General features: G+C 69.7%; 15 protein-coding genes. 6 read left to right on the forward strand and 9 right to left on the reverse strand.

Going from position 1 to position 14841, the window contains the following annotated elements; genetic code table 11:
- Positions 1–45: 45 nt before the first annotated feature.
- Positions 46–516 carry a YbaK/EbsC family protein gene (locus ACTVZP_RS03335; RefSeq protein ID WP_443210665.1) on the reverse strand — a complete coding sequence of 157 codons (471 nt, stop codon included), beginning with the start codon at positions 514–516 and terminating at the stop codon, positions 46–48.
- Between the two features lie 250 nt (positions 517–766).
- On the opposite strand from ACTVZP_RS03335, the gene ACTVZP_RS03340 reads away from it, so the two are divergent.
- Together ACTVZP_RS03340 and ACTVZP_RS03345 are read left to right on the forward strand one after the other, a co-directional pair.
- Positions 767–3580: a [protein-PII] uridylyltransferase family protein gene (locus tag ACTVZP_RS03340; protein WP_443210666.1), complete on the forward strand. Its 2814-nt coding sequence runs from the start codon at positions 767–769 to the stop codon at positions 3578–3580.
- Positions 3567–3839, forward strand: a complete 273-nt coding sequence (locus ACTVZP_RS03345) for a hypothetical protein (protein WP_443210667.1) — start codon at positions 3567–3569, stop codon at positions 3837–3839. The genes ACTVZP_RS03340 and ACTVZP_RS03345 overlap by 14 nt, the downstream gene beginning before the upstream one ends.
- Before the next feature lie 73 nt (positions 3840–3912).
- Here ACTVZP_RS03345 and eda read toward each other — a convergent pair whose 3' ends face one another.
- Together eda and edd are read right to left on the reverse strand one after the other, a co-directional pair.
- The gene (gene eda, locus ACTVZP_RS03350; RefSeq protein ID WP_443210668.1) at positions 3913–4551 is read right to left on the reverse strand and encodes a bifunctional 4-hydroxy-2-oxoglutarate aldolase/2-dehydro-3-deoxy-phosphogluconate aldolase; all 639 of its coding nucleotides are present in this window, start codon (positions 4549–4551) and stop codon (positions 3913–3915) included.
- A 259-nt stretch (positions 4552–4810) separates the two neighbouring features.
- Entirely contained in the window at positions 4811–6616 is a 1806-nt protein-coding gene (gene edd, locus ACTVZP_RS03355) for a phosphogluconate dehydratase (RefSeq protein WP_443210669.1), read from the reverse strand.
- A gap of 311 nt (positions 6617–6927) precedes the next feature.
- On the opposite strand from edd, the gene ACTVZP_RS03360 reads away from it, so the two are divergent.
- The 3 genes from ACTVZP_RS03360 (at position 6928) to ACTVZP_RS03370 (ending at position 9101) form a co-directional block, all read left to right on the forward strand.
- The gene (locus tag ACTVZP_RS03360; protein ID WP_443210670.1) at positions 6928–7101 is read left to right on the forward strand and encodes an RSP_7527 family protein; all 174 of its coding nucleotides are present in this window, start codon (positions 6928–6930) and stop codon (positions 7099–7101) included.
- A gap of 270 nt (positions 7102–7371) precedes the next feature.
- Positions 7372–8562 (forward strand): RSP_2647 family RNA methyltransferase, encoded by a 1191-nt coding sequence (locus ACTVZP_RS03365; protein ID WP_443210671.1) that lies wholly within the window; start codon positions 7372–7374, stop codon positions 8560–8562.
- Complete coding sequence (locus ACTVZP_RS03370) at positions 8559–9101, forward strand: RSP_2648 family PIN domain-containing protein (protein ID WP_443210672.1); 543 nt, start codon at positions 8559–8561, stop codon at positions 9099–9101. The genes ACTVZP_RS03365 and ACTVZP_RS03370 overlap by 4 nt, the downstream gene beginning before the upstream one ends.
- Before the next feature lie 31 nt (positions 9102–9132).
- Here ACTVZP_RS03370 and ACTVZP_RS03375 read toward each other — a convergent pair whose 3' ends face one another.
- The 6 genes from ACTVZP_RS03375 to ACTVZP_RS03400 form a co-directional block, all read right to left on the reverse strand.
- Positions 9133–9819, reverse strand: a complete 687-nt coding sequence (locus ACTVZP_RS03375) for a M48 family metallopeptidase (RefSeq protein WP_443210673.1) — start codon at positions 9817–9819, stop codon at positions 9133–9135.
- Between the two features lie 271 nt (positions 9820–10090).
- Positions 10091–11275, reverse strand: coding sequence for a vWA domain-containing protein (locus ACTVZP_RS03380; RefSeq protein WP_443210674.1), 1185 nt, complete (start codon positions 11273–11275; stop codon positions 10091–10093).
- A 25-nt stretch (positions 11276–11300) separates the two neighbouring features.
- Positions 11301–11465: a hypothetical protein gene (locus ACTVZP_RS03385; protein WP_443210675.1), complete on the reverse strand. Its 165-nt coding sequence runs from the start codon at positions 11463–11465 to the stop codon at positions 11301–11303.
- Entirely contained in the window at positions 11462–12853 is a 1392-nt protein-coding gene (locus tag ACTVZP_RS03390; protein ID WP_443210676.1) for a DUF2927 domain-containing protein, read from the reverse strand. The genes ACTVZP_RS03385 and ACTVZP_RS03390 overlap by 4 nt, the downstream gene beginning before the upstream one ends.
- The gene (locus ACTVZP_RS03395) at positions 12853–13305 is read right to left on the reverse strand and encodes a GNAT family N-acetyltransferase (protein WP_443210677.1); all 453 of its coding nucleotides are present in this window, start codon (positions 13303–13305) and stop codon (positions 12853–12855) included. Before ACTVZP_RS03395 ends, ACTVZP_RS03390 begins: the two co-directional genes overlap by 1 nt.
- Positions 13306–13338: 33 nt before the next feature.
- Positions 13339–14178, reverse strand: a complete 840-nt coding sequence (locus ACTVZP_RS03400; protein WP_443210678.1) for an AAA family ATPase — start codon at positions 14176–14178, stop codon at positions 13339–13341.
- A 186-nt stretch (positions 14179–14364) separates the two neighbouring features.
- Between ACTVZP_RS03400 and dksA the strand changes: the two genes are divergently transcribed.
- Complete coding sequence (dksA, locus tag ACTVZP_RS03405; RefSeq protein WP_443210894.1) at positions 14365–14787, forward strand: RNA polymerase-binding protein DksA; 423 nt, start codon at positions 14365–14367, stop codon at positions 14785–14787.
- The last annotated feature ends 54 nt before the right edge of the window (positions 14788–14841 follow it).

The raw sequence follows: 14841 nt of genomic DNA on the forward strand, positions 1-14841 counted from the left end.
TTGCCTAGCCGAAGCGCGAGCCTCCTCCGCGACCCGAAGCGCCGGTCACTCCGTGAAGGGCTCAACCCGCGCGCCGGTCAGCCGATGCAGCACGTCCGGAGGTACGGCGAAGATATGGCGGGGCGTTCCGCCGGCTGCCCAGACAAGCGGGAATTCAAGCAGCCTCGGATCGAGGCAGACCGGAACCGGTGACAGGTGGCCCACCGGAGCCACGCCGCCGATGGCGAAGCCGGACTGCGCCCTCACCGCGGCCGCGTCCGCACGACCCAGCGGCTCGCCCGCGAGCCGACCGGCCTTCTCGGAACAGACCCGGTTGCCGCCCGCCGTCAGGAACAGGTGAAGGCGGCCACTCTCGCGGCCCTGGAACAGGATGGACTTCACGATCTGGTCGAGCGTGCAGCCCGCGGCGGCGGCGGCCTGCTCGGCGGTCCGGGTTTCGGCCGGCATCTCGAGGATGTTGGTCTCGACACCCGCGGCTTCCAGTGCCGCTTTTACCCGTGCAAGGCTCCTGCTCATGCGTCCCGTCCTTCCTGTTCGCCCGCGGCGTGCGCCGGGCACCTCGCCTATCCATGCTCGGGCGTCACCCTGCCGGACCCCTCGTCAGCCGCCCCGTCCGGGCGGTCGCGTGGCGGGCGCCCGCCGGCCACCCGTGCGAGGCTGCCGCTTCCGCGTCGCTCTGCCGGCGGATGTTATCGGCCCGACGCTGCGACCTTTCAAGTCCGCGCGGGCGTTGACCCCGCGCTGACGCCCGGCCATTGTCGCCGCCATGACAGCCTTCGTCTCGCGCCTCACCCGACAGCCCTTGCCCTACGAGCCCGAACCCGCGGCCGAGATCGCCCGCAGCTTCGCCGACCTCGGGCAGCCCCTCGCCGGGCTGCTCTCGGGGGCCGCCGGCTGCAGCCCCTACCTCAGGGGGCTGATGCTGCGCGAGGCAGACTGGTTGCGTCCGGCGCTCGCGGTCTCGCCCGAGGCCGCACTCGAGGCGATCCTTTCGCCGCTGGACGAGCTGCCGCTGGCCGCACTGGGCGACGGGCTGCGCATCGCCAAGCGGCGCACGGCCCTGCTGACCGCCCTGGCCGATCTTGGCGGGGTCTGGCCGCTCGAGACGGTGACGGGCGCGCTCACGCGGCTGGCCGATCGCGCGACGGACCTCGCGATGAAGCGCCTCGTGGCTGACGAGATCCGGCGCGGCAAGCTGCCCGGTGCCGCACCCGAGGATGCCGATACGGCCGGCGGCATGGTCGCGCTGGCCATGGGCAAGATGGGCGCCGGAGAGCTCAACTATTCCTCGGACATCGACCTCGTCTGCCTCTTCGACGAGAGCCGCTACCCCGGCGCGGAGCAGGAAGCGCGCGCCTCGTTCATCCGCGTCACGCGCAAGATGACGGCGCTGCTGTCGGACCTCACGGGCGAGGGCTATGTCTTCCGGACCGACCTTCGCCTGCGCCCGGACGCGGCGGTAACACCGGTCTGCCTGTCGATGGCCGCAGCCGAGAGCTACTACGAGAGCGTGGGCCGCACCTGGGAGCGCGCGGCCTACATCAAGGCGCGGCCCTGCGGCGGCGACCTCGCCGCGGGCGAGCGCTTCCTGAAGGTGCTGGTGCCCTTCGTCTGGCGCAAGCATCTCGACTTCGTGGCGATCCAGGACGCCCATGACATGCGCCTGCGCATCCGCGACCACCGCGGCCTGCACGGCCCCGTGGTGATCGAGGGCCACGACATGAAGCTGGGCGTCGGCGGCATCCGCGAGATCGAGTTCTTCACCCAGACCCGCCAGCTGATCGCGGGAGGCCGCGACCCGGGCCTGCGCGACCGCACGACCGTGGGCGGGCTGCGCGCGCTCTCGGCGGCCGGGTGGGTCCCGCCGGAGGTGACGGAAGAGCTGATCGACCACTATCGCGCGCACCGCGAGGTCGAGCATCGTCTCCAGATGGTGCAGGACGCCCAGACCCACCGGATGCCCGCCACGCCCGAGGGTGTGGACCGCATCGCGGCTTTCTGCGGTCTTTCGCCCGAAGCCTTCCGCGCCGGACTGCACGACCGGCTCGGCCGGGTGGATCGGCTGACCGAAGGCTTCTTTGCGCCCGGAGAGGCCGAGGAGGGTCCGGAACTCTCTGCCCGCGCCCGCGAGACCGTCGAGGGCTGGGCCAACTATCCGGCCCTGAGGTCGCAGAGGGCGGTCGCCATATTCAACCGGCTTCGTCCGCAGATCCTGAAGAGCCTCGGCCGTGCGGCCAATCCCGACGAGGCGCTGGCGGCCTTCGACGGCTTCCTCGGCGGCCTCCCGGCCGGCGTGCAGATCTTCGCGCTCTTCGATGCGAACCCGCCGCTCGTGGACCTGATCGCCGACATCTGCGCCACCTCGCCGAAGCTCGCGCGCTATCTTTCGCGCAACTCGGCCGTGCTCGATGGGGTCATCGGCGGCGGGTTCTTCACCCACTGGCCGGGCACGCCCACCCTTGCGAGGGAACTGGCCGGGCGGCTTGAGGGGATCCCCGACTACGAGCGGCGGCTCGACGCGGCGCGGCGCTGGATGAAGGAATGGCATTTCCGTGTGGGCGTCCATCACCTGCGCGGGCTGGTCGACGCCTTCGAGGCCGCCAAGGAATATGCCGATCTGGCCGAAGCGGTGGTTGCCGCGCTCTGGCCCGTGGTCTGCGAGGAGTTCGCGCGCAAGCACGGGCCCCAGCCGGGGCGCGGCGCGGTGGTGCTGGGAATGGGAAGCCTCGGAGCCGGGCGGCTCAACGCAGGCTCGGACCTCGACCTGATCGTGATCCACGATGCACAGGGGCAGGAAGAGAGCACCGGACCCCGGCCGCTGGCCTCCCGTCCCTATTTCGCCCGCCTCACGCAGGCGCTGGTGACGGCGCTGACGGCGCCCATGGCCGAGGGGCGGCTCTACGAGGTCGACATGCGTCTCCGCCCGTCCGGCCGGCAGGGACCGGTGGCGACGGCCCTCGAATCCTTCCGCAGCTACCAGCGCGAGGAGGCATGGACCTGGGAGCACCTGGCCCTGACCCGGGCGCGGCCGATTGCCGGCGATCCCGCGCTGGCGGGCGAGATCGAGGCTCTCCGGCGCGAGATCCTGGCCGAGAAGGCGGTGCCCGCGCGTGTGCTGCCCGATGTGTCGGACATGCGGCGGCGGCTGGCCGAGGCCAAGCCCGCAACGGGTCCGTGGGAGGCGAAGAACGGTGCGGGCCGGCTCATGGACATCGAGCTTCTGGCCCAGACCGCGGCGCTTCTGGCAGGCGATCCCGCGCGGCGCGTCGAGCAGCAGCTGCGCGCAGGCGTGCGCACGGGATTTCTTGATGGTGCGGACGAGACGGCGCTTCTCTCGGCCTATCGTCTCTGCTGGCGGCTTCAGGCTGGTTCGCGCCTTCTCTCCGAGGGGGCCGTGGACTTCGGGACGCTGGGAGAGGGCGGGCGGGCCTTCCTGTTGCGGGAGGTCGAGGCGCCGTCAGCCGAGGCGCTGCTGGCGCGGCTGCAGGATCGCGTGGCCGAAGCCGGGGCGCTGATCGAGGTCCGCCTCGGCTCAAATCAAAACGACAGGGAAGAAGGGGGCGACCGTGCAACTGGATGAAGCGGATCCGAAGGGGCTCGTTCGGGAGAGCTATGCGATCTACGGGATCAGCGCCGGCGAATGCCGCTCGATCTTCGTGGACTGGGCTCTGAGCCTGCCGTCCGAGCGTGTGGACGAGGCCTTGCGGCTGCTGGTGGAAACCTATGCCGAAGGGCGGCCGGATCATCCGATGAGCGCGGTCCTCGCGGGCGGGCTGTCCTCTGCAGCGCCGACGCCACGTCGCCGGGGCGGCCGGGCGGCACGGATGGCCGAGGGCTGAGGGCTGAGGGGCAGCTGCTGCCCGCCGGACGATGACCGTGCCGGCGGGCGCGAACGACGGATCGGTGCGCCGCTCAGCGCAGACCCGCCGCCTCGCGGGCGAGGCGGGTGATCCCGGTCCAGTCGCCCGCGGCCATCATGGCCTTGGGGGCCACCCAGCTGCCGCCCACGCAGACCACGTTGGACAGCGAGAGGTAGTCTCGCGCATTGCCGAGGCTGACGCCGCCGGTGGGGCAGAAGCTCACCTGCGGCAGAGGCCCACCGAGCGCCTTTACCGCCGGCGCACCGCCCGAGGTCTCGGCCGGGAAGAACTTCTGCATCGTGTAGCCCCGCTCGAGAAGCGCCATCACCTCGGTCGCGGTGGCCGCACCGGGAAGAAGCGGAAGCCCCTCGGCCTCGCAGGCGTCGAGCAGCCGATTCGACGAGCCGGGCGAGACGCCGAAGCGCGCGCCGGCGGCGCGGGCCGCCGCCACGTCCTCGGGTGCAAGCAGCGTGCCCGCGCCCACGATCCCGCCCTCGACCTCGGCCATGGAACGGATCGCCTCGAGCGCCACGGGCGTGCGCAGCGTCACTTCGAGCGCGGGCAGTCCGCCCGCCACCAGCGCCTCGGCCAGAGGCCGGGCATGGGCCAGATCCTCGATCACCAGCACGGGAACCACGGCGGCGCGGCGGCAGATCTCGAGGGCTTGGCGGCTTTGTTCGGCGGGGGTCATGTCACTTCCTTTCGGCGGAGGCTCTGAGAGCAGGCGGGGGAGCCTCCGGCGGGGATATTTGAGCGAGAATGAAACGGCAAGGAGTGGAGGGAGAGCGGCGCCCCGTCTCGGGCGGCAGGGCCGGGGAGGCGGGGCGCTTTCACTCTCGGCGGTCATCGGCGTCCCCGCCTGTACCGCTCTGGCAGAATGCCGCGGCTTCCTTTCATTCTCGTTAAAATATCCCCGCCGGAGGCTCCGACCGGGGATCGGGGCGCTGCGGTCAGACGACCACGGCCGCCCCTTCGATCGAGGAGCCCACGGTCGAACGGAAGGCGGCGAAGAGTTCGCGCCCGATGCCGTGGGCCGAAGCAGAGAGATCGGCTGCCACGGGCGCGCGGTCCTCGAACCCTTCTGCCAGCACCTCGAGCCGGCCTGCGGCCGCATCGACGCGGACGAGGTCTCCGTCGCGGAGCCGGGCGAGGGGACCGCCCATCGCCGCTTCGGGCGCCACGTGAATGGCGGCCGGCACCTTGCCCGAGGCGCCCGACATGCGTCCGTCGGTCACGAGCGCCACGCGCAGGCCGCGATCCTGCAGCACCGAGAGCACCGGGGTCAGCGAATGAAGCTCGGGCATGCCGTTCGCCCGTGGCCCCTGAAAGCGAACCACGACGACCGTGTCCGATGTGAATTCGCCGGCCTTGAAGGCGGCCTTCACCGAGTCCTGATCGTGGAAGACCCGCGCAGGCGCCTCGATCACATGCCGGTCAGGCGCTACGGACGAGACCTTCATCACCCCCCGGCCGAGGCTGCCCTCGAGCTGGCGCAGCCCGCCCGTGGGCTGGAACGGTTCAGTGACGGGGCGCAGGATCCGGTCGTTCTGCGAGGCGGCCGGACCGTCCCGCCAGACAAGGCCCTCCTCGGTCAGCACCGGCTCCTGCCGGTAGAGGCCGAGACCCTCGCCCACCACCGTCTGCACGTCCTCGTGCAGGAGGCCCGCATCGAGAAGCTGGCCGATCATGTAGGGCAGTCCGCCCGCGGCATGGAAGTGGTTCACGTCGGCCATGCCGTTCGGATAGACCTTGGCCATCAGCGGCACGACCTCGGAGACGTCGGCGAAGTCCTCGAGGTCGAGGATCACCCCCGCCGCCCGTGCCATGGCGGGCAGGTGCAGCACGAGGTTCGTCGATCCCCCCGTCGCCATCAGGCCCACGAGACCGTTGACGAAGGCCCGCTCGTCGAGGATCGAGGCGACCGGGCGGTAGTCGTTACCGAGGGCGGTGATGCCCGCCGCACGCTCCACCGCGGCCACGGTCAGCGCCTCGCGGAGTGGCGTCTCGGGGTTCACGAAGCTCGCGCCCGGCAGGTGCAACCCCATGAACTCCATCAGCATCTGGTTCGTGTTCGCCGTACCGTAGAAGGTGCAGGTGCCCGGCCCGTGATAGGAGGCCATCTCGGCCGCCATCAGTTCCTCGCGCCCGACCTCGCCGGTCGCGAACCGGTTGCGCACACGGGCCTTCTCGTCGTTGGGCAGGCCCGAGGTCATCGGCCCGCCCGGCACGAAGACCGCCGGCACATGGCCGAAGGTGGCCGCCGCCATCACGAGACCCGGCACGATCTTGTCGCAGATCCCGAGGAAGAGCGCCGCGTCGAAGCAGTTGTGCGAAAGCGACACGCCCGCCGCGAGTGCGATGACGTCCCGCGAGAAGAGCGAGAGTTCCATGCCCGGCTGGCCCTGGGTGACGCCGTCGCACATGGCGGGCACGCCGCCGGCCACCTGGGCGGTGGCGCCCGCGCGGCGCGCCGCGGCGCGGATGAGCTTCGGGTAGTCCTCGTAGGGCCGGTGCGCGGAGAGCATGTCGTTATAGGCGGTCACGATCCCGATGTTCGGAGCCCGGCCCGCGGCGAGCGTCTCCTTGTCCTCGGACATCGCGGCATAGGCATGAGCCTGGTTCCCGCAGGAGAGATGCGCCCGCACGGGACCGCTTGCCCCAGCCCGTGCCGTCCGCTCGAGATAGGCGCCGCGCGTATCCAGGGAGCGGGACCGGATCCGGTCCGTGACGCGGGCGATGGTGGCGTTCAGGGTCATGCGGCGGCCTCGATGGCTGAGAGGGCGGCGCGGCCCAGCGGTGACCGGCCAATTATGCCACCGCGATCCGCCTGAAGCCGGACCGGGGGCTTTGTTAGCGCTAACTAGCGCAAAGGGGCAGGAAGGGAAAGGGCATTGAGGCCATTTCGCCGGCTGTTGCCGGAAGGGGCTTGCCTGCGACAAATTAGGTCAGCATCACTTCCCTGATCTGCGCTGCGCGCATGGCGGATCTTCTCAATATCAGGATGTGCGGTCCCTCACGAGGGTTTACGTAGGCTCTCAGGGGAGGGCTGGACCAAAGGAGTGGATCCATGACCCGGATGAACGGACAAGACAGACAAGGCTACGTGATCGACCATGTGGCGGTCGAATTCGAGGCGCGCCGGCTGCGCAACGAGGCGATCCGCGATGGTCTGATTGCAATCAGGGACGAACTGCGGCGGCGGTTCCACAGCTTCGGCCGTCGGACGGCGCGCGCCCACTGAGTCCACACCATGCGGCGGGGGTGGAGGGTTCTTGGCACTCCGTCTCGTCAGGGCCGCCTTCGGCTTAATCCCGAGCGGGGCGGGCTTCCGACCCGGCCCCGGGCAAGTGGCGGTCGCGGAAAATTACGACGGACATGCGGAGGCGAGGCCCCGCATGAGGGGCAGAGGGGCTCCGGACGCTGTCCGGAGCCCTCTTTCGTCTGACCGAGACTTTTCGCGACCCGAGGAAGCGGCTAGAGCAGGGGCGTAACAGAAGATCGGACGCCCCTGATGACCCGACCCACCGTGCGCCTGCGACCCAAGGCCGAGGCCCGCGCCATCCGGCACGGCTTCCCTTGGATTTATGCCGACGAGCTCGTGACCGACCGGAGAACCCAGGCACTGGCGCCGGGGGCACTGGCGGTTCTGGAGGATACCGAGCGGCGCCCGCTCGGCCTCGTCACCGTCAATGCGGGTTCGAAGATCATCGCCCGGATGCTCGACCGCGATCCCGAGGCGCAGGTCGATGAGGCGTGGTTCACCGGCCGACTGCGGCGGGCGCTTGCGCTGCGCGAGCGGCTTTTCGACCAGCCGTTCTACCGGCTCGTCCACGCCGAGGCCGACGGGTTGCCCGGCGTCGTCATCGACCGCTTCGGCGAAGCGGCGGTGATCCAGCCCAATGCCGCCTGGGCCGAGGCGCATCTGTCGGCGCTTGAGGCGGCGCTGGTCGCGGTGACGGGCGTATCGACGGTCGTGAAGAACGGCTCGGGGCGGGCGCGGGGCCTCGAGGGGCTGGCCGAGGAGACGGTCATGCTGCGCGGCGGGCTCTCGGCGCCGGTGCCGGTGCCGATGAACGGCGCGACCTACATGGCCGACCTGACCGGCGGGCAGAAGACCGGGCTCTTCTACGATCAGCGCCCGAACCATGCCTTCGCGGCCCGGCTCGGGCGGGGCGGCTCGGTCCTCGATGTCTTCACCCATGTCGGCGGTTTCGCGCTGGCTGCGCTGGCCGGCGGGGCGGACCGTGCCGTGGCGGTCGATGCCTCGGCCGCGGCCCTGGAGCTCGCCGAGGCGGGGGCCAGGCTCTCGGGCTTCGGCGAGCGGTTCGAGACCCGGCAGGGCGACGCCTTCCAGTGCCTCGAGGCGCTGGGGACAGAATGCGCGCGCTTCAATCTCGTGATCTGCGATCCGCCGGCCTTTGCGCCGGCCAAGCCCGCACTCGAGGCGGGGCTGCGGGCCTATGAGCGGCTGGCGCGGCTCGCCGCGCCCCTCGTGGCGCCGGGGGGGTATCTGGTGCTCTGTTCCTGCTCGCATGCGGCGGATCTGGCGGCCTTCCGTAATGCCTCGGCCCGCGGCATCGGCCGCGGCGGACGGCGCGCGCAGCTGATCCATACGGGCTTCGCCGGCCCCGACCATCCGGTCCTGCCGCAGCTGGCCGAATCCGGCTACCTCAAGTCGCTCTTCTTCCGGCTCGACGGGTGAGGGTCGTCCTCGACGCCTGCGTGCTCTTCCCGACCGTGCTGCGCGAGATCCTCGTGGGCTGCGCGTCGCGGGGTCTCTTCGTGCCGCTCTGGTCCGAGCGGATCCTCGAGGAATGGGCGCGGGCGGTCCGGCGCCTCGGCCCGCTCGCCGAGGGGCAGGCGCGCGCCGAGGGGGCCGAGCTTCGACGCACGTTCCCCGCGGCGATGATTCCGCCCCAGCCGGGGCTCGAACAGCGGCTGCATCTGCCGGACGAGGCCGATATCCATGTGCTCGCCGTGGCGATCGGAGGGCATGCCGACGCGATCCTCACCTTCAACGCCTCCGACTTCCCGCGCGGGACCTTGGCGGGCGAGGGGCTGGCGCGGCGCGACCCCGACGGCTTCCTGTGGGAGCTCTGGTCCTTCCATCCCGAGGCGGTGGCCGAGGCGGTGGCCGAAGTGCATGCGAAGGCCGAGGCGATCTCCGGTGCGGATCTTGCGCTTCGGGCGCTGCTGAAGCGGGCGCGGCTGCCGAAGCTCGCCAAGGCGCTGCAGGCCTGAAACCATCCGCGCTTCGCGAATGGCACGCGCCTCAGGCCTCGATCCAGCGGGCCTCGCGCTCCTCGATCAGGCGGATGCGCTCGTCGGTCGCCGGGTGGCTCATGAGCCAGGCCGGCACCTGCGCCCCGTTCATCCCCGCCCAGCGGTGCAGCTTGCGGAACAGCGATTTCTGCGGCTCGGTCCCGATGCCGGCCTTGACCAGCAGCGCCGAGGCATAGGCGTCGGCCTCGTGCTCGTCCCGACGCGAAAGCCGCGCGGCAAGCGCCGAGCCCAGCAGGTTCACGAGCCAGATGCCGAGCACGGGCACGAAGCGGTTGAGCACTGCCCCGAGCATCATCATCACCGCGTTCTGCCCGGTGAAGTCGATCATGCGCCGCCGCGAATGGCCGAGGGCGACATGGCCCAGCTCGTGGGCGATGACCGAGGCCAGTTCCTCCGCCGTCACCTCGCCCGCGCGGAATTTCCTGATGAAGCCGCGCGTGAGGAAGATCCGCCCGTCGGGAGCCGCAAGGCCGTTCACCGGATCGACCTCGAAGACCGAGACGCGGACCGCGGGCAGGTCGAGGGCCTGGGCCATCCTGCGCGCCAGCGCGAGGATCTCGGGCTCGTCGAGAGGGCGGGACTGCGCATCCAGCATCCGCTTCGTCCTCCAGACGGAGAACTGGTACATCAGGAAGCCATAGGCGATCGCGAGGAGCAGCGGTGTCAGTTTGAGCATCGTCTGAATATGGGGCCTTCTTCGCGCCGGAGGAAGAGCCGGGATGAGCCCGGCTCGGCCGACCCGAGCCAGCAACCGTCAGCGGCCGAGGACGGGCCAACCGCGTCGGTTCAGTCAGGCTCGGATGCGCCGGCGCCGGCGTCCCTGCATTCGTTTCGTCCGACGGCCTCTTTCGCAGGCGCTGCGCGAGCCGGCCGCCGCGGGCACGTCAGGCTGTGTGCGGGCTGCGCGGGCCGCCGTCGTTGACGAAGTCAGACTGTTGCAGCAAGTCTCATCGTGAGAGGTCCCTGACCCCGGCCGAGATCCCCTCGAGCGTCATCGGCACCATGCGCTCCTCGAAGATCTCGCGGATGAGGCGGATCGACTGGGTGTAGCCCCAGTGCTTTTCGGGCACCGGATTGATCCAGAGCGTCGAGGGCCACTGGGCGCGGGCGCGGCGCAGCCAGACCTCGCCGGCCTCGGCGTTCCAGTGCTCGTTCGCGCCGCCCGGATGCAGGATCTCGTAGGGGCTCATCGAGGCGTCGCCGACGAAGATGCACTTGTAGTCCGGCCCGTAGGTGCGGATCACCTGTTCGGTCGGGGTCTGGTCGTCCCAGCGTCGGCGGTTGTCGCGCCACACGCCCTCGTAGAGGCAGTTGTGGAAATAGAAATGCTCGAAATGCTTGAACTCGGCGCGTGCGGCCGAGAAAAGCTCCTCGACCACCTTCACATGGTCGTCCATCGAACCGCCGATATCGAGGAAGAGCAGCACTTTGACCGCATTGTGCCGCTCGGGGCGGGTCCTGACGTCGAGGTAGCCGTGCTCGGCCGTGGCACGGATCGTGCCCTCCAGGTCGAATTCCTGCGCCGCCCCCTCGCGCGCCCAGCGGCGCAGGCGGCGCAGCGCCACCTTGATGTTGCGGGTGCCAAGCTCGACCTGGTCGTCGAGGTTGCGGAACTCGCGCCTGTCCCAGACCTTGACCGCGCGGCGGTGGCGGCTCTCGTCCTGCCCGATGCGGACGCCTTCCGGACTGTAGCCGTAGGCGCCGAAGGGCGACGTGCCGGCGGTGCCGATCCACTTGTTGCCGCCCTGGTGGCGGCCCTGCTGCTCGGCCAGACGCTGCTTCAGCGTCTCCATCAGCTTGTCGAAGCCGCCGAGCGCCTCGATCTCGGCGCGCTCCTCGGGGCTCAGGTGCTTCTCGGCCAGCTTCTCGAGCCACTCGCGGGGCAGGTCCACCGCCTCGAGCACCTGCTCCACGGTGATCGCCTCGAGCCCCCGGAAGCTTTCGGCGAAGGCACGGTCGAAGCGGTCGAGATGGCGCTCGTCCTTGACCATCGCGGTGCGGGCAAGGTGGTAGAAGCCCTCGACATCCCAGGTGACGAGGCCCGCGGCCATCCCTTCGAGGAAGCTCAGGTATTCGCGAAGCGACACGGGCACGCCGGTTCGGCGCAGCGTCTCGAAAAAGGGCAGGAACATCAGCCGCCGTCTCCGCCGCAGCCCATCAGGCCAGCCGCTCGATCAGGATGGTGAGGAAGAGGCCGAGGAGGGCGAAGGCGATCGCGAAGCCCGCGCCATACTGGGCCATGTCGAGACGCTTTCCGCCATGCCGCCGCGCCGTGGCCGCGCCGACGAAGGCTCCGAGAACCGCACCTGCCAGAACGATCATCCGCTGTCTCCGCTGTCGGTGGGGGCTTCGGCCAGCCGGCCGGGAGTGAGCGCCGCGATCTCGCTCATGCGGGTGCGCACCTCGGCCTCGTCGCCGAAGCCATAGCGCGCCCAGGCCAGGCTTTCGAGGCGCGAGGCCCGGGCCTGCGCGGCGCGCCCTTCGAGACGCAGCGCCTCGGACCGGATCATGAGGAGCGTGGCCAGCAGGGCCGCATTCTCGGCGCGCGTGGCCACCGGGATCGCGCGGTTGCAGAGCAGGATGGCCGCATCGGCCTGTCCGGAGGAGAGCGCCAGCGCCGCCATCTGCATGTCGATGTGCGCGGCATGGATCGCGCCTTCCGGAAGGCCGTGGTAGATCCGCACCGCCTCGATGAAGGCCGAGACGGAAAGATCCATCTCGTCGGCCATGCCGAGGCGCGCCATCCCGAAAAGGCTGAAGGCCATGCGTGCGTCCTGCCACCCCTCGGCGCGGGCGACTTGCAGGGCTCGCAGGGCCGCGGCCCTGCGCTTGCGGTCGCTTCCGGTGGGGCCAAGCGCCTCCTCGATCGCGTGAATCCAGACGCGCGAGGTGGCGACGTCCGGTGCCGGGGTCCCGTCTCCGCCGCGCGGGTTGATCCGCGCCAGCACCCCGGGAAGGGCGGCCGCCGCCTCCCCCCGCGTCATGCCGGAATGCATCTCGGGCGCGTAGGTCGCGCGCAGGATCAGCATGTCGAAGCCGGTGAGGACCGTGTGGAAATTGTCGTCGTTGAAGACGCTGTCCGAAAGCCGGTAGAGGTCGTTCAGAGGACCGATGGCCTGTGCCAGTTCCTCGTGCAGACAGTCGCGCACCTCCTGCGGGCTGGTGTCCGCCGGGATGAAGATCGCGACCTGCTCGCGCGTGCCGATCGTCGCCCAGTCGACCTGAGACTTGCGGCGGACCCTGCGGTAGTCGTCGAAGGAGGTCACGCGGGGCACGACGAAACAGGCCGCGGCCGGGACCAGCGCCTGCATCCGGCGGCGCTCGACGAATTCGATCGCGACCGCCGCCGGGCCGCGCGTCTCGCGGATGTCGATGTCGGCCTCGCGACGCAGCCGCCCGAGCAGACGGGAGAGGTCTGAAACGGCGGTGGGAGGAACCATGCCGGTCATCGAGACCGTGATCGGTTCTTCGAACCGCGACATGCGCTCGATGGCGCGCCCGCTCTCCATGAGGAAGGTCAGCTCGAGGAAGTCGCGGGCCATCTCGGAGTTGGACCGGGCAGGGCGCGCTGCCGGCCTGTCGGAAAAGCTTTTCATATCCGGGAGCGGATCGATGACCAGCCAGTGCGGCGGCTCCATCGTGACTTCGGCCTCGGGAACCGCCGCACAGGCCGAGAGCAGCAGGCCGGCTGCAAGGATCACCCGCCGCATCACAGCACCCTGTTGTAGCGGATGAAGGGCGACTTGCGCCCGATCCGGTCGTAGAGGGCGCGGGCGCGGGCGTTGTCCTCGGCGGTGAGCCAGTAGACGGCCGGCGCGCCCTCGGCATCGGCGGCCGCATAGACGGCCGTGATCAACCCGCGGGCCACGCCATGGCCGCGTGCCTCTGGCATGGTGAACAGGTCCTGAAGGTAGCAGACGTTCTCGATGCGCCAGCAGTGACGGTGGAACATGTAGTGGACGAGACCCACTGCCTCGTCACCCTGCCAGGCCATGATGCCGCGCGGCTCAGTCGGCGCGCCGGAGGTGAGGCGAGCGAAGGTCGATGCAATGACTTCGTCGGGCAGTTCCGTCCGGTAGAACTGCAGGTAGGCCTGCCAGACGGGCCGCCACGACGGCTCGTCCTCGGAGGAGATCGGGCGCAGGACAAGCTGGTCGGACATGAACATCCCTCGATGGAGAAAGAGGCGGCTCGGTCAGCCTTGCCGCCGCGCCATGAAGGCCAGCCGCTCGAAGAGATGCACGTCCTGCTCGTTCTTCAGCAGCGCGCCGTGCAGCCGGGGCAGCAGGTTGCGCCCGTCGCGCCTGAGATCCTCGGCCGAAAGATCCTCGGCCAGGAGCAGCTTCAGCCAGTCCAGCACCTCGGAGGTGGAGGGTTTCTTCTTCAGCCCGGGCACCTCGCGCAGCTCATAGAACTGGGTCAGCGCCGCGGTCAGGAGCTTTTCCTTGAGGCCCGGGAAATGCACCTCGACGATGGCGCGCATCGTCTCGATGTCGGGAAAGCGGATGTAATGGAAGAAACAGCGGCGCAGGAAGGCGTCGGGTAGCTCCTTCTCGTTGTTGGAGGTGATGATGACCACGGGACGGTTCTGCGCCCGCACGGTCTCGCCGGTTTCGTAGACGTGGAATTCCATCCGGTCGAGCTCCTGCAGGAGGTCGTTGGGGAATTCGATGTCGGCCTTGTCGATCTCGTCGATGAGCAGGACCACGCGACCGGGCGCCTCGAAAGCCTGCCAGAGCTTGCCCTTGCGGATGTAGTTGCGCACGTCGTGCACCCGCTCCTCGCCGAGCTGGCTGTCGCGCAGGCGGCTGACGGCATCGTATTCGTAGAGACCCTGCTGCGCCTTCGTCGTGCTCTTCACATGCCATTCGATCAGCGGCATCCCAAGGGACTGCGACACCTGCCGGGCAAGTTCGGTCTTGCCGGTTCCCGGCTCTCCCTTGACCAGAAGCGGCCGTTCTAGGGTGACGGCGGCGTTCACGGCAACCGAGAGATCCTCCGTCGCGACGTAGGAAGAGGTTGAGGAAAATTTCATTTACGCCGCGTCACCTTGGGGGAAATTGCTGAGGCAGGATAGCACAGGCTGAATCCGTCGCAAGGGCAGCGAGGCAGCTAGTGACAAAGGTGCCCGGTTGCGCTAGATGAGCCGCATTGAAGGGAGCGCCGGATGACAGTGAACCACGTTTCGGAGCCTGCCGGCCTGCAAGAGAGAGCAGCAGCCATGAAAGCAGAGACCTTTCTGCCTGACGATTATCGCCCCGCCGAAAACGAACCTTTCATGAATGAGCGGCAACTGGAGTATTTCCGCCGCAAACTTCTCAACTGGAAACACGAACTGCTGGAGCAGAGCGCCGAGACCATCGAGGGCCTGCAGGAATCCGGCCGCAACGTCCCCGACATCGCAGACCGCGCGAGCGAGGAGACGGACCGGGCGCTCGAGCTGCGCACGCGCGACCGGCAGCGCAAGCTGGTGGCCAAGATCGATGCCGCGCTGCGGCGCATCGAGGCCGGCGAATACGGCTATTGCGAGGTGACGGGCGAGCCCATTTCTCTGCGCCGTCTCGATGCCCGCCCGATCGCGACCATGACCCTCGAGGCGCAGGAACGTCACGAGCGGCGCGAGCGCGTGCACCGCGACGAATAGGCCTGCCGCGACCAGTGGGCGCATCCTTGCCTCGCGGCTTGCCCTCCGGCCGCT

The sequence above is a fragment of the Rhodobacter sp. NSM genome (genome assembly GCF_052244495.1).
Lineage (GTDB): Bacteria > Pseudomonadota > Alphaproteobacteria > Rhodobacterales > Rhodobacteraceae > Cereibacter_A.